Here is a 22,545-nt window from a genome sequence, read left to right on the forward strand (position 1 = left end):
GTCGTCCTGCCGACCGCCATGCTCGGACCGGTGACGGGCGGCGGCCCAGCGTCCTTGCGGAAACCGCAAAGCGGCGGACGGGGCAGAATCGGCCCCATGGACGCCGACCCCGCTGCTTCCCCCGACGCCGCCGCTTCCGCTGCTCCCCCCGGCCCCGCCGGGTCCGAGTGCCCGGCTGTGGCGGACACCACGCCCGTCGCGACCGACGACGTCCAGGGGATCGTCGCGGCCATCGGGCCCCGGCTGCGCGCGCTGCGGCTCGGCCGGGGCCTCACCCTGGACGCGCTGGCCGCGATCACCGGGATCTCGGTGAGCACCCTCTCCCGGCTGGAGTCCGGGCACCGCCGCCCCACCCTCGACCTGCTCATCCCGCTCGCCCGCGCCCACCGCGTCGCCCTGGACCACCTGATCGCCGCCCCCGCGACCGGCGATCCCCGGCTCCACCTCCGGCCCCGCCACCGGGACCCCGGCAGCGTCCTCGTCCCGCTCACCCAGTACCCGGGCCGGGTGCAGGTCTTCAAACAGGTCCTGGCCCCGCGCGAGCCCAAACTCGTCAGCCACGTCGGCTACGAGTGGCTCTACGTCCTCGCGGGCGAACTCCGCCTCCTCGTCGGCGACCGCGACCTCACCCTCCACCCGGGCGAGGCAGCCGAGTTCGACACCGCCGAACCCCACTGGTTCGGCCCTGCCGGCGCCGAGGCGGTCGAGATCCTCCACCTCTTCGGCCCCCACGGCGATCAGGCCGTGCTCCGCACCGGCGCCATTCCCGGGTAGCCGTTGCCGGGCCTTCGCGCCGCCGCGCACGGGTGCCCACCAGGACGTTCAACAGGTTGTTGCCGTCACGCCATCCGGCGGCCACGGGGCGACACTCCGCACTGCCTAGCGTGCCGGACCATGACCATCTCCCGCACCCGGCTGACCGCGGTGGCGGCGCTCACCGGCGCCCTCGTCCTCGGCACCCCCGCGCTGGCCGTCGCCGCCCCGGCCGCCGGTTCCGCCTCCGCCGCCGGCTCGGCCGCCGCCCCGGCCGTCGCCCGGCACGCGATCCCCTTCACCTCGGCCACCGCCACCCAGCAGGCCGACGGCAGCTTCACCCTCACCTGGACCGCCCCCGGCGCCCGCGCCGTCACCGTCTACGCCGGCACCGACCCGGACGGCATCCGCCACCGCAAGGCCGTCGCCAAGGGCGCCGGCTCCGCCACCGTCACGGTCACCGGCCTGGCCGCCGCCGACCGCTGGTTCTTCGAGCTGGTCCCGGACCGGGGCGCGCCGCTGGTCGTCGCCGACCGCTCGCTGCACCTCGCCTCGGCGCCGAACTTCCGTGACGCCGGCGGCTACCGCACCGCCGACGGCCGGTGGGTGCGGACGGGCGTCGTCTACCGCTCCGGCGACCTCTCCAAGCTGACCGACCAGGACCTCGCCAAGCTCCGCCGCCTCGGCGTCCGCACCGTCTTCGACCTGCGCACCCCCGGGGAGCAGAAGACCGCCCCGGACCGCGTCCCGGCCGGTGCCACCGTCGTGAACGCCAATGTGCTGGGCGTCGCCGACACCGGCGCGTTCAACGTCACCAGCCCGCAGGCCGCCGTCCAGGCCATGGTGGACGCCGAGCGCACCATGGTCTCGGCCGACAGCGCCCGCACCGCCTACCACTCGGTGTTCAACTCCCTGGTCGAGCGGAACGACGAGAACGTCCTCTTCCACTGCACCGCCGGCAAGGACCGCACCGGCTGGGCCTCCGCCGCCCTGCTCACCGCGCTCGGCGTGCCGCGCGAGACCGTCGAGGCCGACTACCTCGCCAGCAACACCTACCGCGCCGCCGAGATCGCGGCCACCCTCGCCCAGCTGCCGCCGGCCTACCAGGCGATCTACAAGCCGCTGCTGGACGTCCGGTCCGAGTACCTGGCGGCCGGGTTCGACGAGGTGCAGCGGAAGTTCGGCTCCTTCGACGCCTACCTCGAGTCCGGCCTCGGCCTGGACCGGCGGGACCTGCGCGACCTGCGCAGCCAGCTGCTCGTCGGCTGACGGCGGGCGCCCGGCGTCCCGCCGGGGTGGGCGCCCCACCGGGCCGCCCGCCCCGGTGGGGCGCCGTGGCGAGGACGGGTCGGGGGACGGGGGCGCGTCGCGGGCGCCGTGGCGGGGACGCCGCGTTGCCGGAACCGGGACGCCCTGGTTCGATCGTCCGTATGGACCAGGAATCCGACGCCGCCCCCGGCCCCGCCACTGCCGCCCACCCCGCCCGCGCCGCCGCCTCGGCCCCCGCGATCGCCGCCACCCTGCGCCAGATCGGCCCCCGGCTGCGCCGGCTGCGCGAGCGCAAGGACATGTCCCTGGCCGACCTGAGCCAGGCCACCGGCATCTCCAAGAGCACGCTCTCCCGCCTGGAGTCCGAGCAGCGCAAGCCGAGCCTCGAACTCCTGCTGCCCATCGCCGCCGCGCTCGCCGTCCCGCTGGACGAGATCGTCGCCGGGCCGCGGGTCCAGGACCCGAGGGTCCACCAGCACCCGGGCCGGGCCGACGGGCGGACCTTCGTGCCGCTCTCCCGCCACCGCACCGAGCCCCGCGCGTTCAAGATCCTGATCCCGGCCGCCCACCACACCCCGACCCTCGCCACCCACACCGGCCACGAGTGGCTCTACGTGCTCTCCGGCCGCCTCCGGCTGCTCCTCGGCGAGCACGACGTCGTCCTCGCGCCGGGCGAGGCGGCCGAGTTCGACTGCCAGAACCCGCACTGGTTCGGCTCCACCGGCACGGGGGACGTGGAGGTCCTGAGCCTCTTCGGCAAGCAGGGCGAACGCATCCATCTGCGCGCCCGCACCCGCCCGAAGGAGTCCTGAGCCCGCCCCGGTGCTCCCGGCCAGGTGCTCCCGGTCCCGGTGCTCCGGGTTCGGGGCCGGTCCCCGGCGGCCCGGCCGGTGGGGGAAGTCGGCCGCGACGACTTCCCGCGCCGCCGCGCGAGTGCCACACTCCCCTCGTGAACACACGGGGGTTGTTCGCGCCGAAGCCGTTCGCCCGGGGGCCGGTCGCCGCCGTCGCGGTGGGGGTCGCCACGCTGCAGATCGCGACGGCGGGCCGCTACGGCTTCCACCGCGACGAGTTGTACTTCCTGATCGCCGGGCGGCACCCCGCCTGGGGATATGTCGACCAGCCGCCACTGACCCCGCTCCTCGCGCGGCTGTCCACGGCGCTGTTCGGCGGCGGACCCGGTGACGGGCCGGTGGGCCTGCGGGTCGTGCCGGCCCTGCTCTGCGCCGCCACCGTCGTCCTGGTGGCCCTGCTGGCGCGGGAGTCGGGCGCCGGACGGGCCGGGCAGCTGCTCGGCGCCGCCGCCGCGGCCTGCTCGGCGTTCGTGCTCGCGGTCGGGCACCTGCTCAACACCGCCACCTTCGACCTGTGCGCCTGGCTCCTGGTCAGCCTGCTCGCCCTGCGCCTGCTGCGCACCGGTGACGGCCGCTGGTGGCTCGCCGTCGGCGCGGCCACCGGAGTCGCGCTGCTGAACAAGGACCTCGTCCTGCTACTGGCCGCCGCGCTCGTCCTCGCCGTGCTGCTGGTCGGGCCGCGCGGGGTGCTGCGCGGGTGGTGGCCGGTGGCGGGCCTGGCCGTCGCCGCGGCCGTCGCGCTGCCCGACCTGTGGTGGCAGGCCGCGCACGGCTGGCCCGAACTGACCGTCGCCGGCGGCATCAGCGACCAGGACGGCACGGAGAACCGGCTGCTGTTCGTGCCGATGCAGTTCCTCTACCTGTCGCCCGTGCTGGTGCCCGTCTGGCTGGCCGGCTTCCGGCGGCTGCGCCGGGACGCCGAACTCGCCTGGGCGAAGCCCTTCGCGGTCGCCTACCCGCTGGTGTGCCTGCTCGTGGTGGCGAGCGGCGGCAAGCCGTACTACGCGCTGCCCGCGCTGCTGGTGCTGACGGCGGCGGGCTGCGAACCGGTCGCCCGGCGGCTGACGGCGGCCGGACCGCGCCGGCTCCGGTCGTTCGCGGGCGCGCTGGCCCTGGGCGCGGCCGTCAACCTGGTCATCACCCTTCCCGTCCTCCCGGCCCGGCTGACCCCGGCCGTCAGCTGGATCTACCACGAGCAGGGAGAGCAGATCGGCTGGCCCGAACTCGCCGCGGCCGCCGCCGCGGGCTGGCGCACCGTCCCGCCCGAACTCCGGGACCGGGCCGTGGTGTTCGCCGTCAACTACGGCGAGGCGGGCGCCCTCGCCCACTACGGCCCGCCGCTCGGCCTCCCGGCGCCGTACTCGGGCCACATGAGCCTCGCCGACTGGGGGCCGCCGCCGGACGGCCTGGACGGACCGGTCCTGCTCGTCCACCCGGAGGGATTCCCCGGCGTGGAGCGGTACTTCGCCGACTGCCGCCAGGTCGCCCGGGTCGACAACGGCCACGGTGTCCGCAACGAGGAGCAGCACGCCCCGGTCCTCGTCTGCCCGGGCCCGCACCGGCCGTGGTCCGCGCTCTGGCCCGAACTGCGCCGCTACTACTGAGAGTTCCGACCGGCTACGGGTCCTCCGAAGGATGCGGGCGGTTCAGGAGGCGGCGTGCAGGGTGGCCGGCGCGCACGCGGCCGGGGTCGCCGGCAGGCCGGCGCGGTGGGCGAGGGCGGCGGCCTCGCCCCGGGAGCCGACCTCCAGCTTGGCCAGGATGTTGGCCACATGGAACTTCACCGTCGACTCGCTGATGTGCAGGGCGCCGGCGATCTCCCGGTTGCGGCGGCCCAGGGCGAGTTGGTCCAGGACCTCCAACTCCCTGGGCTGCAGGCCCTCCAGCGGCCGGGCCGCGCCGATCGGCCCGGCCGGGGCGTGCAACGGCAGGTCGACCGTCACCGTGGTGCCCCAGCCCGGCACCGCCTCGACCGTCAACCGGCCCGCCAGCGCGGCGATCCGGTCGGCCGTGCGGTGGACGGCCAGCGCGTCGGCGGTCAGCAGACCCGGCCCGTCGTCCCGGACGACGGCCCGCAGCCCGTCCGCCACGAACTGCCAACTCACGTGCAGCCGGGTCAGACCGTCCTGCTCCAGCATGGCGAGCACGGTGGAGCGGACGGTGGTGCGGGCGGTGTGCGCGGTGTCGGTGGGCACCGAGCGGTCCCCCTCGGTCGGCGCCAGCAGGTCCAGCCGGACCGGGCTGTGCCGCAGCAACGGCCGCACCACGTCGGCGAGCCGGGCGAACGCGGTGGCGGCCGGTTCCTCGCTCAGCTCGCGGTCGAGGTCGCCGGCGCTGCGCAGGTCGAGCAGGGCGGTCACGGCCAGCTCGGTGGCGTTGCGCCGGGCGGTGGCGTCGTCCAGGCCGGCGGACCGCAGCGGCCCGAGGATCGCGGACAGGGCGGAGGCGTGGGCGCCGCTGAGTTCGGCGATCGCCCGGGCCCGGGCACCGGCCGAGGCGCGGGAGGCGGCGGCCTGCGCGGGCGCGGCGTCGACGGCGCGGTGGTGGGAGTGGGTGGTCACCAGCTCCCACAGCCGCTGGAGCAGGCCGAGCGACCGCTCGGGCAGCGGCTCCGGCGGCTCCGGTGCCCGTCCGGAAGACCTTCCGCCGACCCGTCCGGAAGTCTGGCCGGCGGCGCGTCCGGTCGGGACGACCGGTCCGGTCGCGGTCGCGCGGACCAGGACCAGCACGGCGCCGTTGCTCCCGGCCGGGGCCGAAGCCACCGCGACCGCCGGGCGCGGGCGCCCGCCGAGCACGGCCTCGCCCTGCCAGGGGCGGCCGGGTGTGACCTCCTGGGCGAGCCGGGCCAGCTCGGTGCCGGTGATCCGGGCGGACAGCTCCTCGGGACCGACGGCACTCGCGGGCGAGTAGGTGCAGACGCCGCTGAGCTGCGCCACCGCGAGGTGCGGGACGAGCCCGGCGAGCACCTCGGAGAGCTTCGGCAGGATCGTCACCCGGGGCTCGCGCAGCACCTCGGCGGCGAGGGCGAGCACCCCCTCGGCGTCCTCCCAGGACCACTCGCCCCCGGGACCGTCACCAGGATCGCCATCGGGACCGCCACCGTGCCCACCACCGCGCTCGACCATGCGCCCAACCCTAGTCCGCACCCGTCCGCGCCCACCCGGCCGAACGGCCAGGTGGAACCGTCCGAACAGCCGGCCGCCCGGCCGGGTCCGCCGTACCAGGCTGGAGCCCGTCACCAGGACGACGGCGGCCCCGCGCCCCCGGAGTCCCCAGGTCCGAACGAACGGTGGAGACCCTCCATGAGCAGCACCCCCAACGTCGCCGCCCTCGCCACGAAGGCCGTCGCCATCACCGAGTACGGCACGGCGGACGTCCTGCGGCCGACTGTGGTCGAGGTGCCCGCGCCCGGCCCCGGCCAGGTCCGGGTGGCCGTGCGCGCGGTCGGCGTCAACCCGCTCGACCACAAGGTGCGCTCCGGCTCGCTCACCGAGCTGTTCCCGGTCACCTTCCCGGCCGTCCTCGGCTACGAGATCGCGGGCGTCGTGGAGGCCGTCGGCGCCGACGTCACCGAGTGGCGGCCCGGCGACGAGGTGTTCGGGCAGGTCTGGGGCGGCGGGTACGCGGAGTACGCCCTGGCGGCGGCGGACCAGCTGGTCCGCAAGCCGGCCGGGCTGGACTGGACGGTGGCCGCGGCGCTCCCGGTGGCCGCCGAGACCGCCTGGCGGTCGCTCGACCTGCTGGGCGTCGAGCCCGGCCGGACGCTGCTGGTGCACGGGGCGGCGGGCGGCGTCGGCACGCTGGTGGTGCAGTTCGCCCGGGCCCGGGGGATCCGGGTGATCGGCACCGCGAGCGAGGCCAACCACCCGTACCTGCGCGAGCTGGGCGCCGAGCCGGTCCACTACGGGGAGGGACTGGCCGAGCGGGTCCGCGCCGCCGCGCCCGAAGGCGTGGACCGGGTGCTGGACACCGCCGGGGCGAACGTGCTGCCGCTGTCGATCGACCTGGCGGGCGGCGCGGAGCACGTGCTGACCATCGCCGACGCACCGGGCGCCGCACGGCACGGGGTCCGCTTCACCGCCGGCGACGAGCCGACCGACTACCTCCGCCCGGCGCTGGAGGCAGCGATCGCCCTCGCGGCCGAGGGCGGCCTGAACCTCCCGCTGCACCGGGTGCTCCCGCTGGCGGAGGCGGCCGAGGCGCAGCGCGAGAGCGAGCGCGGCCATGTCCGGGGCAAGATCGTCCTCACTGTCGGCTGAGGCCGCGGGTGGCCCGGCGGGCGCTCAGCCGGCGCTCACTGGTTCGGGACCGGGCCCGGTCGGCCGAGGCGCTCGACGACGACCATGGCCGCGTCGTCGTCGAGCCGTCCGCCGGCGTGGGCCAGCAGGTCGCGGCGCAGGTGCAGCAGCAGGGCGGCCGGAGCTTCGGCGGGGTGGGCGGCGATCCGTTCGGCGACCCGCTCGGCCAGGGGGTAGAACCGCCGCTCGGCGTCGCGGGCCTCGATCACGCCGTCGGTGTGGATCAGCAGCCGGTCGCCGGGCAGGAACGGGAACTCCTCCACCACGTACGGCATCGGGACCAGTTCGCCGAGGCCCAGCGGCGGCGAGGTGCGGCGGGGCTCCAGCGCGGTGACCCGGCCGCCGTGCAGGAGCAGCGGCGGGGGGTGTCCGCAGTCGACCAGGCGCACCACCGCGCCGTCGTCCGGGACGTCCAGGACGACGGCGGTGATGAACGACTCGCCGCTGTCGTCGGCCGTGCTGTCGTTCGGCCCAGCGTCCGGTCCGCCGTTCGGCCCGCCGTTCGGCCCGTCGTCCGGCGCCGGGGTGCCCGGTGGAGCCCCGGCCTCCGTCGGCCCGGCGCGGCGGAACGCTCGCAGGCGCGGCCGGGCGCGGAGGCCGTCCTCCCGCTGCGTGCGCCGCTGCTCGGCGCGCTGGGCGAGGTCCCAGGCGATGCTGCCGTCCAGGTGGGCGACCAGGCCGGGCAGGTCCGGGTACAGGTGCGCGGCGGCCCGGAAGTCGCCCAGCAGCAGCGCCGCGTCGCCGAGCGAGGCCAGGCCCTTGCCCCGGACGTCGCCGACCAGCAGCCGGGTGCCGGTGGCCGTGCGGGCCGCCGCGTAGAGGTCGCCGCCGACCTGGGCCTCGGCCTCGGCGGCCAGGTAGAAGGAGGCGAGGCGCAGCAGGCCGGTCCGGTCGGGCAGCGGGCGCAGCAGGACCCGCTGGGCGGCCTCGGAGACGGAGCGGACCTGTGCCAGCTCCCGTTCGTGCCGGTCGCGCAGCACCCGCAGGGCGACGATCAGCACCGACACGGCGAGCAGGGCGCCGAGCTGGGTCTCGTGGTTGGCCGTGGTGACACCGTCGCGCAGGATGCCGATGACGGTGAGCGCGGCGAGCGAGAGCAGGGCGACGACGGCGGTGGCGCGGGCACCGGCCAGGGACGCGGTGAGCGCGGGGGCGACGATCAGCAGCGGGCCCAGGTGGATGTCCGGCGGGGCGACCACGTCCACCACCGTGATCACCACGATCAGGGCGAGCGGTACGGCCGTCAGCGCCCGGCGGTCGGGCGGCCAGGACCGACGGCGGTCGTGGGGACGCCGGTCGTCGGGGTGCCGCGCGCGCGGATGTGCGCCGGGGCGCGGCTCGTCGGGACGCCGTCCGCCGGGACGCCGCTCGCGGGGAGGCTGCCGGGGTGGCACCTCTCCTCTGTACACCGTCCGGGTGGTCCGCCGCACCCCGAGCCGGCGCCGGGGTACTCAGCCGGGCGCTCAGCCGGGCGTTCGGCGGGGCGTTGGGCGGGGCGCTCGGCGGGGCGCTCGGCGGGGAAACCGGCAGGTCGGCCGGGCCGGGTCAGTCCTCGGCGCCGTAGCGGGCCAGGTAGTCGGCGAACCGGGCGACGTCCTCGTCCGACCAGGCGGTGAAGCGGGCCGAGAAGGAGAGCCGCCGCTGCTCGTTGGCCTCGCGCAGCAGGGTGAGTCCGGCCTCGGTGGCCAGCAGGATCTGGCCGCGCTGGTCCTCCGGGTCGGTCTCGCGGCGCAGCAGCCCGAGCTTCTCCAGTGCGGTGACCTGGCGGCTCACCGTGGACTTGTCGAGCATGAAGTGCGCGGCGACGTCGGCGGCCCGGCAGCCGCCGCGCTCGGTGATGAGGTCCAGGATGCTGTAGGTGACCAGGGAGAGGTCGGGGTGCAGCTGGGAGGCCTTGTGCCGGGCGCGGCGGGCGAAGGCGGTCAGTTCGCGCTGGATGGTCGCGATCGACGTCTCGCGGTCGGGCACGGGGACTCGCCTCCTCGGGGCGCCGGGGGATTCGCGGGGATTCACTGCGCGGGTAGTTCACTGGGTGCAATAGTTGCACTATACAACGGCTTCGGATGTGCTCGAAGCCCCCGGCGGGCGGTCCGCGGCACCGGCCCGGCCCGCCTGCCAGGCGCGCGCCGCCGCGATCCGGCGGGTGGCGCTCGGATGAGTCGCGAACAGTAGCCCGAGCAGCCGCGGCGGGTCGACATCGGACACATTGGCCACTGCGAGCCTGCGCTGCATCGCGACGAACTGCTCGGCGTCCCCCGTGAGTTCCAGCGCGTGCCGGTCCGCCCTGGCCTCCACCCGGCGGCTCACCGCGCACTGCACCGGGCCGGACAGCGCACCCAGCAGCGCCGCGCCCGCCGCCAGCAGCGGCAGCGACCGGGGATCGGCCGCGTCCGCCGCGCCGGCCGCCGACAGCAGCGCGTCCCAGCCGGACGCCAGGCCCAGCAGCACCACCACGACGGCCGCGCCGACCGCGCCCAGCACCGTCCCGGTCAGGACGTCCCGGTGCTTGACGTGCCCCAGCTCGTGCGCCACCACCAACTCCACCTCGCGCGGATCGGCGGTGGTAAGCAGCGTGTCGTAGGCGACGATCCGCCGCGTCGCCCCCAGGCCCGAGACGTACGCGTTCAGCGCCGTGGTCCGGCGCGAGGCGTCCGCCACCAGGACGTCTTTCACCCGGACGCCGTCCCGCGCGGCCAGGCCGAGCAGCGCCTCGCGCTGCGGGCCCGGGGCCATCGGCGTGAAGCGGTTGAACACCGGCTCGACGAGGAGCGGGTAGAGGAAGGAGAGCGCGGCGGTCAGCAGTGCGGCGGCGCCCGCCGCCGGGAGCCACCAGCGCTCCGGGGAGCGGCCGGTGAGCGCGTACAGGCCGAGGACCACCGGCAGGGCGAGGGCCAGGGTGAGGGCGAGTCCGCGCAGCGCGTCCACCGCCCAGCCGGCCCAGCCCTGGGTGACCAGGCCGAACCGGGCGCGGACCGACCGCGCGCCCGCGCCGAACGGCAGCTGCGCCGCCCGGCCGACCAGCACCAGGGCGGCCGTCCCGGCGAGCACCTCCGCCGTCCGGGAACCGCCGAACCAGCCGCCGGCCGTGGACACCAGTCCGGCGCCGGCCGGGGTCAGGCCGAGCGCGAGGGCCAGCGCCAGGCCGGTGGCCCGCGCGCCGAGCGCCCAGGGCAGCTGGGCGCGGCGCAGCGCGCGGCCCCGGGCGACCTCGGCGGGGGTGAAGTCGGGCGCCCGGTCGTCGCCCGGGCCGGGGCGTGGGCCGGGGCCCGGGCCGGGGCGTGGGCCGACAGAATCTGTCATCTGTTGTCCGTCATCCGAAGTCCGTCAGTGGTGAGCCGTGAGCCGTGAGCGCGGGTCGCCGGTCGGTCGTGGACCGTTGTCCCCCGGCAGCCAGCATGTCACTCCTCGGCGGGCCCGGTGGCGTGCCGGGTGCCCGCGCGGAGCAGTTGGTGGCCGAGATCGATCAGCGCCCGGCCGACCGCGAACTCGTCGCCCACCGCGGGCGCCGGATCGTCGAGCGGATTGCGGCGGGCGTACGCGTCGCTGTGCAGCACCTCGCCGTCGGCGTCCAGTACGGCGTGCACCCGGGTGATGTCGCGCTCCTCCGCCAGGTGCAGGCTCAGCTGCCAGTTCTTGGTGGTGCGGACGGCGGGCTCCGCGCCGCCCTCCTCCCCGGCAACCGCCGCGGGCCGCCCCTCCGGCGCGGCGGTGCCGCCGTCCGCGCGGACGATCACCACCGGGCACGACGCGTGCGCCGCGCACCGGTTGCTCACCGACCCCAGCAGCGTCCGGGCGAGGGTCCCGCGACCGTGACCGCCCAGCACCAGCAGCTCCGCGCCCTCCGCCAGCTCCAGCAATACCTCGGCCGGGTGCCCGAGCAGCAGGCTCTCCACCACCGGCACCGGCCGGTCCCGGCCGACCACCTCGTCCACCTCGGCGGTCAGGGTGCGCATGGCCGTCCGCTCGAAGTCGTCGTCCGGCAGCGGTACGAGCCACCCGTGGAGCGAGGGGGGCTCCCACGCGGCCACCGCGTGCACCGTCGCCCCGGTCAGCGCGGCCTGCCCGACCGCCCAGCGCAGCGCCGCCCTGGACGGCGTCGAACCGTCGATCCCGACCACGATCCGCCGCCCGGTGTCCGTGCTCCCGTTGTCAGCCATGACCCACCACCTGCCGTCCGGTCCCCGAGCCCTCGCCTGCCGTCCCCTGTGCCTGCCGCCCCCCGTGCCTGCCGTTCCCCGCCGCGCGTGCACCGCACCTCCGTCCTGGCGGGTTCCGCCGTGCTTGCGGATGCCTCCGTACCTCCACGCTGCCACTCCGCGCGCCGCCCGGCGGCCCGGCGCGGGCCGTGGCCGCGGCGCGGGGGCGGCGCGGGGGAGTGGCGTAGGCTGACCGCTTCCGGAACGACCCTTGGGGGAACACACATGCGCCGTGCCGCGGCCGCCGTCGCACTGCTGCTGGGGCTGATACCCGTGGCCGCCTGTGGACCGGACGACCCCGACCCGGCCGCCGTCAAGGCCGCCCGCGCCGCCAAGGACGCCGCCGACGCCGCCGCTGCCGCGAAGCCCGCGCCGGACGCCGCCGACGGGTCCGGCGCCCCCGGGGACCAGACCTCCGCCGACGGCGCGGCGCCCCGCCCGGACGGCAGCATCACGGTGGCGTTCGCCGGGGACGTCCACTTCGAGGGCCGCACCGAGGGCCGGCTCTCCGTCCAGCCGCCCGAGACGGCGCTCGGCCCGATCGGCAGGAGCCTCGCCGCCGCCGACCTCTCCGTCCTCAACCTGGAGACCGCGATCACCGAACGCGGCGCTCCAGAGCCGAAGACCTACACCTTCCGCACCTCGCCGAAGGCGCTCACGGCGCTCAAGGACTCCGGCGTCGACGTCGTCTCGCTCGCCAACAACCACGCCGTCGACTTCGGCGCCGACGGGCTCGCCGACACCCTCGCGGCCAAGGCGTCCTCGCCGCTCCCGATCGTCGGCTTCGGCCGCAACTCCCAGGAGGCGTACGCCCCGTACGTCACCACCGTGCGCGGGGTGAAGGTCGCGGTGGTCGCGGCCAGCCAGGTCGAGGACCTCACCAACCAGAAGTGGCGCGCCGGGGTGAACAAGCCCGGAATCGCCTCGGCGCTGGACCAGGCCGCGATCGTCAAGGCGGTCGAGGAGGCGAAGAAGCAGGCGCCGGTGGTGCTGGTCTACCTGCACTGGGGCGAGGAGGGCAAGGCCTGTCCGACCGGCGCCCAGACCGCCATCGCCAAGAGGCTCGCCACCGCGGGCGCGACCGCCGTGGTCGGCACGCACGCCCACACCATGGTCGGCTCGGGCATGCTCGGCTCCACCTACATCGGGTACGGCTTCGGCAACTTCCTCTGGTACGGCACCTCCAACTACGCCAACTCCAACGAGACCGGCGTCACCACCCTGACCGTGGGCCCGGGCGGCAAGGTGCTCGGCGAGGCGTTCGCACCGGCGACCATCGACGACAAGGGCGTGCCGGTGCCGCAGACCGGTGCCGCCGCCACCGCCGCGCTCAAGCGCCGGGACGGGCTCCGGGGCTGCACCGGCCTCGCCCCCGCCCCGGGGGCCGCCGTCGGGCCCGCGTCGCCGTCCGCCTCCCCGTCCGTCTCCCCGTCCGCGCCCGCGCGCACCACGGGTCCGGCCGGCTCGGCGCCCGCAGCCCCGGCGGCGCGGAGTGCCGCCCCGCCCACCGCCGCCCCGACCGCCTCGCGCTGAGCTTCGAGGGGTGCGGCAGTGAGGGAGCGGCAGTGAGGGAGCGGCGGTGACCGAGTGGACGGTGCACGGGCGGCGCCAGGTGTACGGCTCGCCGTGGGTCGAACTCTGGCTGGACGACGTCGACATCCCCGGCGTCGGCCGGGTCGACCACCATGTGCTGCGCATGCCCAAGGAATGCGCCGTCACGGTGGTGACCGACAGCGAGGGCCGCTTCCTCATGCTCCACCGGCACCGCTTCATCACCGGGCGCTGGGCCTGGGAGCTGCCCGCCGGATGGATCGAACCCGGCGAGGCGCCGGCCACGGCCGCCGCGCGCGAGGTCGAGGAGGAGACCGGCCGGCGGCCGGGGGCGGTCGAGCCGTTGACGGAGTTCGACGCGATGTCCGGGATCTCGACGATGCACTTCCACGCCTTCCACGCCACCGGGGCGACGCCGACCGGCGGGCCGGTCGACCGGGCCGAGGCGAGCCGGGTGGAATGGCTGACCGAGCGCGAGGTGGTCGGACTGCTGACGTCGGGCGAGGTGGCGGACGGCGCCTCACTGGCGGCCCTGTCCTACTTCCTGGGCCCGCACCGTCTGTCGGCGGGCGGAGCGGTCCCGAGCGGCAAGTAGCCCGAGACGGAGGCGAGCTGATGGGACGTCAGTCCCTGTGGTTCGCCTCGCCCAGCTTCCAGTAGCCCTTGCCGTGGACGCGTTCGCGGGGCAGGGTCCAGTCGGTGAGCAGGTGGCGGCGGACGGTCGCCACGGCCTGCGATTCTCCGGCCAGCCAGGCCGTGGTGCCGGGCGGGATGTCGGTCGCGAGCAGGGTGTCCGTGAGCGTCCGGCCCTTGGGGTGGCCCTGGGGGCGGGTCAGCCAGTGGACGGTCAGACCGGCCCGGACGGGCAGTGGCAGGCCGGCCCCGGTGGCATCGCCGACCTCGGCGAAGACGGTCACCGGCACTGCCGGCGGAAGCTCCTCCAGGATGGTGAGCGCGGCGGGAAGGGCGCTCTCGTCGGCGGCGAGAAGGACGTGCCCGGCGCCCTCGAAGGAGGGCCTGCGGCCGCGCGGACCGGCGATCCGGGCCCGGTCGCCCGGGCGGGCGGTCGCGGCCCAGCGGGACAGCGGGCCGTTGCCGTGCAGCACGATGTCGATGTCCGTCTCGCGCTCGGCGGCGCGGTGGTGCCGGACGGTGTAGGCCCGGGAGTGCCCGTCGGGGGTCGCCAACTTCACCCACTGGGTGGCGTGTTCGACGGCGAGGGTGTCCAGGGTCGGTCCGGAGAGGGTGAGCCGGAGGAGGGCGGGAGTGAGCGGGGTGACGGCGGTGACCCGTACGTCGTGGGTCGGCCGGGGGCGACGGAACACGGAGACTCCAGGGAATCGGGTGGCGCCGGGCGCGGCCCCGGAATCGACACGGGTGGCGCGGTGCGGCGCGGCGGGGAGAAGTGGAAGGGGCGGGCTCAGCGCGGCAGGTGCTGGTCGAGCAGCGCGTCGACGAACGCGGGGTCCAGCGGGCGGCGCAGGACCAGGGCGCGGTGGTAGAGCGGGGCGAGCAGGGCGTCCAGCAGCACGGCGGCCTCGTCGGTGCCGTGTTCGGTGCCGACCTCGGTGACCTCGGTGCCGTCCTCGCCGGTCGTGGCCCCGAGGCAGGCGCGGGTGTGCGCGACGTCCCGGGCGCGCAGTGCGTCCAGGAAGCCGCCGTGCAGCAACTCGGCCGTCCTGGCGTCCAATTGGGCGTGGCCGAGGAGTGCCTGGAGGACCTTGCCGGCCGGCGCCGCACCGAGGAAGTCCGCGAACCGGTGGACGTAGGCGCGCAGATCGGCCGGGTCGGCGGGGGTCTCGGCGGGCCAGGCGAGACCGGTGGCGGCGTCCAGGACGAGGTTGTCGAAGAGGATGTCCACCTTCGACTTCCACCAGCGGTAGATGGTCTGCTTGGCGACCCCGGCGGCGGTCGCGATGCCCTCGATGGTCAGGCCCTCGAAGCCCTGCTCGACCAGGAGGTCGTCGGCGGCGTTCAGCACCGCCAGCCGTGCGGCCTCGCTGCGCCGACCGCTGCCGCCGGTGCTCACCGCGGCGTCCTTGGCCGCAGCGCCCTTGGCCGCGCCGCCCTTGTCCGCGCTCCCGCTCCGACCAGCTTCGGCCGCGCGCGCTGCACCGGCAGCACGTCCGCCGACGGCGTGGTCACCGGTGGCGCGGCTCGCGTCGGACCGGCTTCCGGCGGCGGGGCGGGGCTGGGCGGCGATGGCGGCGTGATCCTTGTCCGGGGGCGGCTGCTGGCCGTTGACGACGGTCGCCGCCATCCTCTCACGCCTTCCCGGCACGGGCGGCAGCTGCCGCTGCGGGCGTGGGTGCCGGTGCCGGTGCGGATTCCACGGCCGTCGGCACCGGCGACGCTCCGCGCCCCGGCCGGCGGACCAGTCCGGCGGCGACGGCGAGGGCCAGTACGGCCACCACCGCGCTGAAGGTGACCCCGGCCGTGCGCAGCCCGGTCGCCCGGACGAGCACGCCGACCCCGATCACCGGCACCGAGAGCATCGTGAACAGGACGGCGAAGAACGCCGACACCGCCTCGCCCCGCCGGTGCGGCTCCACGCCGCCGTTGACGGTGCCGAGCCCGGTGCCGATGGCGGTGCCGGTGGCGAGGCCGTTGACACAGGCGCCGAGCAGCAGTGGCGGCAGCGTCCCGGCGAGCAGCGCGGCGGCCACCAGCGCGGCGGCCAGGACCAGTCCGGCGCAGGCCGCCGGCAGGGCTCGGGCCGGGGGCAGGACGCGGACGAGCAGCTGTCCGACGGCGGTGGAGAGGAAGGCCAGGGCGACCACGAGCCCGGTGAGCGCGTGGTTGTGCAGGCCGAGCACGGTGGCCAGGAAGAGTCCGCTGACGGCGGTGAGCACGCCGGTGACGGCGAATCCGGCCCCGCCGGCGAGCGCGGCGCGCAGGAACGCGGGGCGGATGCCGGGCGGGACGTGCGGTGGCCGCAGCCGGAAGGCGCTCCCGGCCGGGGAGCCGGAGCGGCCCGCGCGGCGGACCTCGGCGGGCACCGTCTCGGGGACGGCGAGCAGTCCGAGCAGGGCGGCGCCGGAGAGGACGAGTGTCACCGTCCAGGGCAGGCGCAGCGGTGAGCCGGCCCATTCGGCGAGGACGCCGGCGAGCAGGGCGCCGCCGGCCAGCCCGCCCATGTTGGCGGCGAGGGCGACGGTCTGGGCGCGCAGCCGGCGCTCCGGCGGGGCGAGGTCGAGCAGGGCGGCCGTGGCGGCGCCGGTGACGAGGGCGGCGCCCAAGCCGGAGAGGACCCGGGCGGCCAGCAGCCAGGGCAGGGAGTCGGCGAGTTCGAAGAGCGTGGCGGCGGCTGCGGCCAGCAGCAGGGCGGCCAGGACGACGGGGCGCCGGCCGATCCGGTCGGAGAGGCGGCCGAGGGTCAGCAGTCCGGCGACGACGCCGAGCGCGTAGACGGCGAAGACCACCGTGACGGTGAAGGTCGAGAAGCCGAAGGCGCGTTGGTAGAGCGGGTAGAGCGGGGTCGGGACGGTGGTCCCGGCCATGGTGACCCAGAAGGCGAGGGCGACGGCGGCCGGGGCGAGCGGGCCGCCGGGGCGCCGGGGCGGGGCGGAGGGCATGGGTGCTCCTCGGAGGTGAGGGGGCGGGAGGAGGAGGGCGCGTCGGGGCCTTCGGTCACGGCCCGCGCCGTCGGAGCTGAACCTGGACGCAACGTTGCGTCTCGGCTCGACATCTCGACGCTAACACTGGACGCAACGTTGCGTCTACATTCACTGCCGGGCCGACCCTCGGTCGGCCGTTGAGCGACCGACGCGTTCCCGGCCTCCGGCCGAACGCAGTTGACGACCCCCCAGGGTCCGTCCGGGCGTGCGCGACCCCTCGGCGGGTCCGAACAATTGTGTTAGGTTAGCCTTGCCTAATGTTGCTGGTCGGAGGGGATTTTCAGTGCAGCAGTCCGAACTCGCGGGTGCCGTCGCGATGGTCACCGGCGCCGGGCAGGGGATAGGCGCGGCGGTGACGCGCGCACTCGTCGCGGCGGGCGCCGTCGTCGCGGCGGTCGACCGCAACCCCGGCCCGCTCGCCGAGCTCGCGGACGAGCTGTCGGACCGTCCGGTCGGGCCCGTCCAGGGCGGCGGTGCCTCCGGCGGACCCGTCCACCCCTACCTGCTGGACGTCTCCGACGCGGCGGCGGTCGAATCCACCGTCGAGCTGATGGAAAGCCAACTCGGGCCGGTGGGAATCCTGGTGAACGTCGCGGGAATCCTGCGCGTCGCCCCCGCGGTGGAACTCACCGACCAGGACTGGGCGGACAGCTTCGCGGTCAACACCACCGGAGTCTTCCACACCACCCGGGCGCTCGGCCGACGGATGGCCGAGCGCGGCGGCGGCGCCATCGTCACCGTCGGCTCCAACGCGGCCGGTGTCCCGCGCACCGGGATGGCCGCCTACGCGGCCTCCAAGGCGGCGGCCACCATGTACACCCGGTGTCTCGGTCTGGAACTCGGCCGCTCCGGGGTGCGCTGCAACATCGTCTCGCCCGGCTCCACCGACACCGAGATGCAGCGCGGACTCTGGCAGGACGACGCGGCGGCCGCCGAACGGCGCGTCATCGACGGCGACCCGACCAGCTACCGGGTCGGCATCCCGCTCGGCCGGATCGCCCAACCCGCCGACATCGCCGAGGCGGTGACGTTCCTGGTCTCCGACCGGGCCCGCCACATCACCATGCACGACCTCTACGTGGACGGCGGCGCCACCCTCCGGGCCTGACGCCCCGGGCGCAGGCTCCGACCCGGATCCGGCGCGCCTCCAGCACTGCTTCGGCACGACCCCACGACGACAGCACCCGGGGCCCGGCGCCCCACCGGACCGCACCCCCACCGGGGCGCGTCCCGGACCAGACCACCGCCGACCGCCGCGACGAGCGACGGCCCGGCGACCACTCGCAGACTGGGAGATTCCAGGTGACCACGGTGCATCACGCCCCCGCCGGGACGGACCACACCGTCATCGGCGCGGCCAGCGGGCTGCTGGGCCAGTACCGGGCCGCGGCCGACCAGGCGTTCTTCGCCTCCCCGACCCGCACGCTGCTCGCCGAGGGCGTGCACGCCCGGGTGCCCCAGGACGGGCGCCCGCTGGTCGACCGGGTCGCCGAGACCCTCGCCCGGGCCCGCCGGAGCGGCGTCGAACACCCGCTGGTGGTGGGCGCGGTGGCGTTCGACCACGACAGCCGGGCCGAGCTGGCGGTACCCGCGACGCTCCGCACCTGCGGCGCGCTGCGCGACGATCCGCTGATCGCGCTGCCCGCCCCGGCCGCCGACCGGATCGACTGGGACGTCCGCCCGGTGCCCATGCCCGAGGCGTACGGGGCCGGCGTCGCCGAGGCCGTGGAACTGCTCAGGACCGACGGCGAGCTGAGCAAGGTCGTGCTCGCCCGGACCCTGGAGCTGCACGCCGACCGCCCGCTCGACCTGCCCGCGATCCTCCAGCGCCTCGGCCGCCGCGACCCCGGCGGCTACACCTTCGCCGTCCCCGCCGGCGGCGGCCGCACCCTCATCGGCGCCAGCCCCGAACTGCTGCTCTCGCGCAGCGGCACCGCCGTCGTCGCCAACCCGCTGGCCGGCTCGGTGCCGCGCAGCGCCGACCTCGGGGAGGACGTCCGCCGCGCCGCCGCGCTGCTGGAGTCGCCCAAGGACCTCCAGGAGCACGCCTTCGTCGTGGACGCCATCCACGCCGCGCTCGCGCCCTACTGCCGGGACCTCGACGTGCCGGCGCGGCCCACCCTGGTGCGCACCGCCGCGATGTGGCACCTGGCCACCACCGTCACCGGCGAGCTGATCGACCCGGCCGTCTCCGCCCTGGAGCTGGCCGTCGCCATGCACCCGACCCCGGCGGTCTGCGGCAGTCCGACGCCGCTGGCCCGCGAGGCGATCCGCGGGATCGAGCCCTTCGACCGGGGCCTGTACACGGGCATGGTCGGCTGGGGCGACGCGGACGGCGACGGCGAGTGGGTGGTCACCCTGCGCTGCGCCGAGGCCGACGAGCGGACGCTGCGGGTGTTCGCCGGCGCCGGTGTGGTCGCCGAGTCCCGGCCGGAGTCCGAACTCGCCGAGACCAGCGCCAAGTTCCGCACCTTCCTGGACGCCGCCGGGGTGCCCCGGTGACCGACCCGACCACCCCGGGAGCCTCCGCCGTGACCGATCCGCACCGTCCGATGGCCGAGGTGCTGGCGGGATTCGCCCCCTACCCGGCCGAGTTCGCCGCGCGCTACCGGGCCGACGGCCACTGGCGCGGCGAGACCTTCGGTTCGATGCTGCGCGAGCGCGCGGCCGCCCACCCCGACCGGATCGCGATCGTCGACCCGGCCGGCGGTACCGGCGACGACCCCACCCGCCGCTGGACGTACGCCGAACTCGACCTGCGGGCCGACCGGATGGCCGCCGGACTGCGCGCCCGGGGCATCCGCCGGGGTGACCGGGTGGTGGTCCAGCTCCCCAATGTCGCCGAGTTCTTCGAGCTGGTCTTCGGGCTGTTCCGGGTCGGCGCGCTGCCGGTCTTCGCGCTGCCCGCGCACCGGTACACCGAGATCTCCTACTTCTGCGCCTTCACCGGGGCGGTCGGCTATGCCGTCCCGGCCGTCGAGGGCGGCTTCGACTACCGCGAACTGGCGGGCAGGATCAGGGCGGAGACGCCCTCGCTGCGGCACGTCCTGGTGGTCGGCGGGGACGCCGGGGAGCACACGCCGCTGGCCGAGGTCCCGGCCGACCCGGCCGACCCGGCGGAGGCACCCGGGGCGCCCGGGGACGAACCGCAGCCCGGGGGCGAGCCGCAGCCCGGGGACGTCGCCTTCCTTCAGCTGTCCGGGGGCAGTACCGGGGTGCCCAAGCTGATCCCGCGCACCCATGACGACTACATCTACTCACTGCGCGGCTCGGTCGAACTCTGCGGCCAGGACGCGGACAGCGTCTACCTCGTGGCGCTGCCCGCCGCGCACAACTTCCCGCTCAGCTCGCCGGGTTCGCTCGGCACGCTGTACGCGGGCGGCCGGGTGGTGCTCTGCCCGCAGCCGAGCCCGGAGACGGCGTTCCCGCTGATCGAGCGCGAGGGCGTGACCATCACCGGCCTGGTGCCGCCGCTGGCCCTGCTCTGGCTGGACGCCGCCGAGCGGCTCCGCGAGGCGCGGGGGCGTACCGGCCTGGAGAGCCTGGAGGTGCTGCTCGTCGGCGGCGCCAAGTTCAGCGAGGAGGCGGCCCGGCGGGTGCGCCCGGTGCTGGGCTGCACCCTCCAGCAGGTGTTCGGGATGGCCGAGGGCCTGGTCAACTACACCCGGCTGGACGACCCGGAGGAGCTGATCGTCACCACCCAGGGCCGGCCGATCTCCCCGGACGACGAGGTGCGGGTGGTCGACGACGAGGACCGCGACCTGCCCGACGGCGCCACCGGCCACCTGCTCACCCGCGGCCCGTACACCATCCGCGGCTACTGGAACGCGCCCGAGCACAACGCCGCCTCCTTCACCGCGGACGGCTTCTACCGCACCGGTGACCTCGTCCGCCGCACCGGCACCGGCCACCTGGTGGTCGAGGGCCGGGCCAAGGACCAGATCAACCGGGGCGGCGAGAAGGTCGCCGCCGAGGAGATCGAGAACCATCTGCTGGCCCACCCGGCCGTACACGACGCGGCGGTGGTCTCGATGCCCGACCCGTACCTCGGCGAGCGCACCTGCGCCTACGTCGTCCTGCGCGAGGAGCACCGCGCGCGGCCGCCGAAGTCCGTGGAGTTGAAGCGCTTCGTGCGGCAGCGCGGGCTCGCCGACTTCAAGGTGCCGGACCGGGTCGAGTTCGTCGACGCCTTCCCCGCCACCGGCATCGGGAAGGTCAGCAAGAAGGACCTGCGCGCCGCCATCGCGGCCTCCCTCACCTCCTCCTGAGCCCCGAGCCCCGAGTCTCCGCCTCCGACCTCCCAGTCTCCCGAACGTTAAGGACGCACCGCCGTGGGCCTGCCCCGCATCCCCTCCTATCCGATGCCCGCCGCCGCCGAGCTGCCGGCCAACCGGGTCGACTGGACGGTCGACCCCTCCCGGGCCGTGCTGCTGGTGCACGACCTGCAGAACCACTTCATGGGCGCCTTCGACACCTCGGCCGCGCCGGTCACCGAGCTGTTCGCCAACGTCAACCGGCTGCGCGCCTGGGCCGCCGAGCACGGCGTACCCGTCGTCTACTCGGCGCAGCCGGGCGGCCAGAGCGCCGAACAGCGCGGCCTGCAGCAGGATTTCTGGGGTCCGGGCATTCCGGACGACCCGCGGGCGGCGGCCGTCGCCGACGAGGTCGCCCCGGCCGAGGGCGACCGGCTGCTCACCAAGTGGAAGTACAGCGCCTTCGTCCGGACCGACCTGGACGAGCTGCTGCGCGAGCAGGGCCGCGACGAGCTGGTGATCACCGGCGTGTACGCGCACATCGGGGTGCAGGCGACTGCCTGCGACGCCTGGATGCGGGACATCCGGGCCTTCGTGGTGGCCGACGCGGTCGCCGACTTCGGCGCGGACGAGCACCGCGCCGCACTCAGCTGGGTGGCCGGGCGCTGCGGCGTCGTCACCGGCACCGACGCCGTCGTGGAAGGGAAGTGACAGCCATGGCCTTCACCGTGGAGCGAATCCGGGCCGAGGTCGCCGACCTGCTCGGCGAGGACCCGGCGGACATCCCGCTGGACGAGAACCTGGCCGACTGGGGCCTGGACTCGGTGCGGCTGATGGCGCTGGCCGAGCGCTGGCGGGCGGAGGGCGCCGAGGTGGCGTTCCTGCAGCTGGCCGAGCGTCCGGCCGTCGGGGCCTGGGCCGAACTGCTGGGCGCGTCCTGATGGAGTCCGGTACGGCGGTGGCGGGGCCCTCACGAACGGAGCGGTGGCCGGCCACCACGGTGGTCGGGCCGATCGAGGCCCGGGCGGCGCGGACGCCGGACGCCCCGGCCCTGCTGCCGGCCGGTGCGGCGCCGGTGCGCTACGGCGAGTTGAACGCCGCGGCCAACCGGATGGCCCGCTGCCTGATGGACCGGGGCGCCCGCCCCGGCACGGTCGTTGGCCTCGCGCTGACCCGCCCGGCCGACCTGGTGCCGGCGCTGCTGGCGGTGGCCAAGTCGGGTGCGGCGTACCTGCCGCTGGACCCGGACGACGCCCCTGGGCGGCTGTCCTGGCTGCTGGCTGACGCCGCGCCGGTGTGCGTGCTGGGGGAGGGGTTGCCGCACGCGGAGCGGCCGAGCGTCGCCGAGCTGGCCGGGCGGGCGGTCACCGACCCGCCGCGGGCGCTGACCCCGCAGCATCCGCTGTACCGGGCGTACGGGCCGGGCGGGCGTCCGGCGGGGGTGTGGACGACCCACGCCGAGGTGGACCGCCGGGTGCGCGAGCTGCAGTCCGTGTACGGGCTGGGCCCGGGCGACCGGGTGCTGCAACTGGGGCTGCCGCTCTGGGAGTTCCTGTGGCCGCTGCGGACCGGTGCGGCACTGGTGCTGGCCGATCCGGACCGGCCGGGCGAGGTCGGGGAGCTGGTCCGGGCGGCCGGGGTGACCGCGCTGCGCGCGGCGCCGTCGGTGCTCGGCGAGCTGCTGCCCGAGCCGGGGCCGGTGCACCTGGTCCCGGAGCGCGGCTGACGGGCCTGGTGGACGGCGGTCGGACGGC

The 22,545-nt window shown here is 76.1% G+C and carries 21 protein-coding genes; 13 read left to right on the forward strand and 8 right to left on the reverse strand.

What is annotated here, in order from left to right; translation table 11 throughout:
- Positions 1–96: 96 nt before the first annotated feature.
- The 4 genes from SM793_RS10815 to SM793_RS10830 all read left to right on the forward strand — a co-directional run bounded on the left by SM793_RS10815 (position 97) and on the right by SM793_RS10830 (position 4,480).
- The gene (locus SM793_RS10815) at positions 97–774 is read left to right on the forward strand and encodes an XRE family transcriptional regulator (protein ID WP_320437881.1); all 678 of its coding nucleotides are present in this window, start codon (positions 97–99) and stop codon (positions 772–774) included.
- 120 nt (positions 775–894) lie between these two features.
- Positions 895–2,022 (forward strand): tyrosine-protein phosphatase, encoded by a 1,128-nt coding sequence (locus SM793_RS10820; RefSeq protein ID WP_320437882.1) that lies wholly within the window; start codon positions 895–897, stop codon positions 2,020–2,022.
- A gap of 299 nt (positions 2,023–2,321) precedes the next feature.
- Entirely contained in the window at positions 2,322–2,834 is a 513-nt protein-coding gene (locus SM793_RS10825; protein WP_413815923.1) for a cupin domain-containing protein, read from the forward strand.
- A gap of 137 nt (positions 2,835–2,971) precedes the next feature.
- Positions 2,972–4,480, forward strand: coding sequence for a glycosyltransferase family 39 protein (locus SM793_RS10830; RefSeq protein ID WP_320437884.1), 1,509 nt, complete (start codon positions 2,972–2,974; stop codon positions 4,478–4,480).
- 42 nt (positions 4,481–4,522) lie between these two features.
- Here the strand turns inward: SM793_RS10830 and SM793_RS10835 are convergent, their stop codons facing one another.
- Entirely contained in the window at positions 4,523–6,001 is a 1,479-nt protein-coding gene (locus SM793_RS10835; protein ID WP_320437885.1) for a LuxR C-terminal-related transcriptional regulator, read from the reverse strand.
- A gap of 177 nt (positions 6,002–6,178) precedes the next feature.
- Between SM793_RS10835 and SM793_RS10840 the strand changes: the two genes are divergently transcribed.
- Positions 6,179–7,135, forward strand: coding sequence for an NADP-dependent oxidoreductase (locus tag SM793_RS10840; protein WP_320437886.1), 957 nt, complete (start codon positions 6,179–6,181; stop codon positions 7,133–7,135).
- Positions 7,136–7,170: 35 nt separating this feature from the next.
- On the opposite strand, the gene SM793_RS10845 is transcribed toward SM793_RS10840, so the two are convergent.
- The 4 genes from SM793_RS10845 to SM793_RS10860 form a co-directional block, all read right to left on the reverse strand.
- On the reverse strand, positions 7,171–8,568 hold the full coding sequence (locus SM793_RS10845; RefSeq protein WP_413815919.1) for a PP2C family protein-serine/threonine phosphatase: 1,398 nt from the start codon (positions 8,566–8,568) through the stop codon (positions 7,171–7,173).
- 151 nt (positions 8,569–8,719) lie between these two features.
- Positions 8,720–9,142, reverse strand: coding sequence for a MarR family winged helix-turn-helix transcriptional regulator (locus SM793_RS10850; RefSeq protein ID WP_266273715.1), 423 nt, complete (start codon positions 9,140–9,142; stop codon positions 8,720–8,722).
- A gap of 78 nt (positions 9,143–9,220) precedes the next feature.
- A complete protein-coding gene (locus SM793_RS10855; protein ID WP_320437887.1) occupies positions 9,221–10,474 on the reverse strand; it encodes a M48 family metalloprotease in 1,254 nt (417 codons plus the stop codon).
- 98 nt (positions 10,475–10,572) lie between these two features.
- Entirely contained in the window at positions 10,573–11,331 is a 759-nt protein-coding gene (locus SM793_RS10860) for a universal stress protein (RefSeq protein ID WP_320437888.1), read from the reverse strand.
- A 264-nt stretch (positions 11,332–11,595) separates the two neighbouring features.
- Here SM793_RS10860 and SM793_RS10865 point away from each other — a divergent pair, with 264 nt between their 5' ends.
- A complete protein-coding gene (locus tag SM793_RS10865; protein ID WP_320437889.1) occupies positions 11,596–12,903 on the forward strand; it encodes a CapA family protein in 1,308 nt (435 codons plus the stop codon).
- Between the two features lie 46 nt (positions 12,904–12,949).
- Positions 12,950–13,516: an NUDIX hydrolase gene (locus SM793_RS10870; protein WP_320437890.1), complete on the forward strand. Its 567-nt coding sequence runs from the start codon at positions 12,950–12,952 to the stop codon at positions 13,514–13,516.
- A 28-nt stretch (positions 13,517–13,544) separates the two neighbouring features.
- Here the strand turns inward: SM793_RS10870 and SM793_RS10875 are convergent, their stop codons facing one another.
- The 3 genes from SM793_RS10875 to SM793_RS10885 all read right to left on the reverse strand — a co-directional run bounded on the left by SM793_RS10875 (position 13,545) and on the right by SM793_RS10885 (position 16,496).
- On the reverse strand, positions 13,545–14,246 hold the full coding sequence (locus SM793_RS10875; protein ID WP_320437891.1) for a siderophore-interacting protein: 702 nt from the start codon (positions 14,244–14,246) through the stop codon (positions 13,545–13,547).
- A 95-nt stretch (positions 14,247–14,341) separates the two neighbouring features.
- Positions 14,342–15,181: a TetR/AcrR family transcriptional regulator gene (locus SM793_RS10880; RefSeq protein ID WP_320437892.1), complete on the reverse strand. Its 840-nt coding sequence runs from the start codon at positions 15,179–15,181 to the stop codon at positions 14,342–14,344.
- A 4-nt stretch (positions 15,182–15,185) separates the two neighbouring features.
- Positions 15,186–16,496: an MFS transporter gene (locus tag SM793_RS10885; RefSeq protein ID WP_320437893.1), complete on the reverse strand. Its 1,311-nt coding sequence runs from the start codon at positions 16,494–16,496 to the stop codon at positions 15,186–15,188.
- Positions 16,497–16,788: 292 nt separating this feature from the next.
- Here SM793_RS10885 and SM793_RS10890 point away from each other — a divergent pair, with 292 nt between their 5' ends.
- From SM793_RS10890 to SM793_RS10915, 6 genes are all read left to right on the forward strand, one after another.
- Entirely contained in the window at positions 16,789–17,646 is an 858-nt protein-coding gene (locus SM793_RS10890; RefSeq protein WP_413815920.1) for a 2,3-dihydro-2,3-dihydroxybenzoate dehydrogenase, read from the forward strand.
- A gap of 194 nt (positions 17,647–17,840) precedes the next feature.
- On the forward strand, positions 17,841–19,040 hold the full coding sequence (gene dhbC, locus SM793_RS10895; protein ID WP_320437895.1) for an isochorismate synthase DhbC: 1,200 nt from the start codon (positions 17,841–17,843) through the stop codon (positions 19,038–19,040).
- 50 nt (positions 19,041–19,090) lie between these two features.
- Positions 19,091–20,806: a (2,3-dihydroxybenzoyl)adenylate synthase gene (locus SM793_RS10900; RefSeq protein ID WP_320437921.1), complete on the forward strand. Its 1,716-nt coding sequence runs from the start codon at positions 19,091–19,093 to the stop codon at positions 20,804–20,806.
- A 63-nt stretch (positions 20,807–20,869) separates the two neighbouring features.
- Positions 20,870–21,502 carry an isochorismatase family protein gene (locus SM793_RS10905; protein ID WP_320437896.1) on the forward strand — a complete coding sequence of 211 codons (633 nt, stop codon included), beginning with the start codon at positions 20,870–20,872 and terminating at the stop codon, positions 21,500–21,502.
- 5 nt (positions 21,503–21,507) lie between these two features.
- Positions 21,508–21,732, forward strand: coding sequence for a phosphopantetheine-binding protein (locus tag SM793_RS10910; RefSeq protein ID WP_320437897.1), 225 nt, complete (start codon positions 21,508–21,510; stop codon positions 21,730–21,732).
- Positions 21,732–22,517, forward strand: coding sequence for an AMP-binding protein (locus SM793_RS10915; RefSeq protein ID WP_320437898.1), 786 nt, complete (start codon positions 21,732–21,734; stop codon positions 22,515–22,517). Before SM793_RS10910 ends, SM793_RS10915 begins: the two co-directional genes overlap by 1 nt.
- Positions 22,518–22,545: the final 28 nt, after the last annotated feature.

Source organism: Kitasatospora purpeofusca (genome assembly GCF_034043715.1).
GTDB lineage: Bacteria > Actinomycetota > Actinomycetes > Streptomycetales > Streptomycetaceae > Kitasatospora > Kitasatospora purpeofusca_A.

Excerpts from the sequence above, each read along its gene's own strand:
- SM793_RS10815 (WP_320437881.1), top strand. The coding sequence starts at position 97 with ATGGACGCCGACCCCGCTGCTTCCCCCGACGCCGCCGCTTCCGCTGCT.
- SM793_RS10820 (WP_320437882.1), top strand. The coding sequence starts at position 895 with ATGACCATCTCCCGCACCCGGCTGACCGCGGTGGCGGCGCTCACCGGC.
- SM793_RS10825 (WP_413815923.1), top strand. The coding sequence starts at position 2,322 with ATGTCCCTGGCCGACCTGAGCCAGGCCACCGGCATCTCCAAGAGCACG.
- SM793_RS10835 (WP_320437885.1), bottom strand. The coding sequence starts at position 6,001 with ATGGTCGAGCGCGGTGGTGGGCACGGTGGCGGTCCCGATGGCGATCCT.
- SM793_RS10840 (WP_320437886.1), top strand. The coding sequence starts at position 6,179 with ATGAGCAGCACCCCCAACGTCGCCGCCCTCGCCACGAAGGCCGTCGCC.
- SM793_RS10855 (WP_320437887.1), bottom strand. The coding sequence starts at position 10,474 with ATGACAGATTCTGTCGGCCCACGCCCCGGCCCGGGCCCCGGCCCACGC.
- SM793_RS10860 (WP_320437888.1), bottom strand. The coding sequence starts at position 11,331 with ATGGCTGACAACGGGAGCACGGACACCGGGCGGCGGATCGTGGTCGGG.
- SM793_RS10865 (WP_320437889.1), top strand. The coding sequence starts at position 11,596 with ATGCGCCGTGCCGCGGCCGCCGTCGCACTGCTGCTGGGGCTGATACCC.
- SM793_RS10880 (WP_320437892.1), bottom strand. The coding sequence starts at position 15,181 with ATGGCGGCGACCGTCGTCAACGGCCAGCAGCCGCCCCCGGACAAGGAT.
- SM793_RS10885 (WP_320437893.1), bottom strand. The coding sequence starts at position 16,496 with ATGCCCTCCGCCCCGCCCCGGCGCCCCGGCGGCCCGCTCGCCCCGGCC.
- SM793_RS10900 (WP_320437921.1), top strand. The coding sequence starts at position 19,091 with ATGGCCGAGGTGCTGGCGGGATTCGCCCCCTACCCGGCCGAGTTCGCC.
- SM793_RS10910 (WP_320437897.1), top strand. The coding sequence starts at position 21,508 with ATGGCCTTCACCGTGGAGCGAATCCGGGCCGAGGTCGCCGACCTGCTC.
- SM793_RS10915 (WP_320437898.1), top strand. The coding sequence starts at position 21,732 with ATGGAGTCCGGTACGGCGGTGGCGGGGCCCTCACGAACGGAGCGGTGG.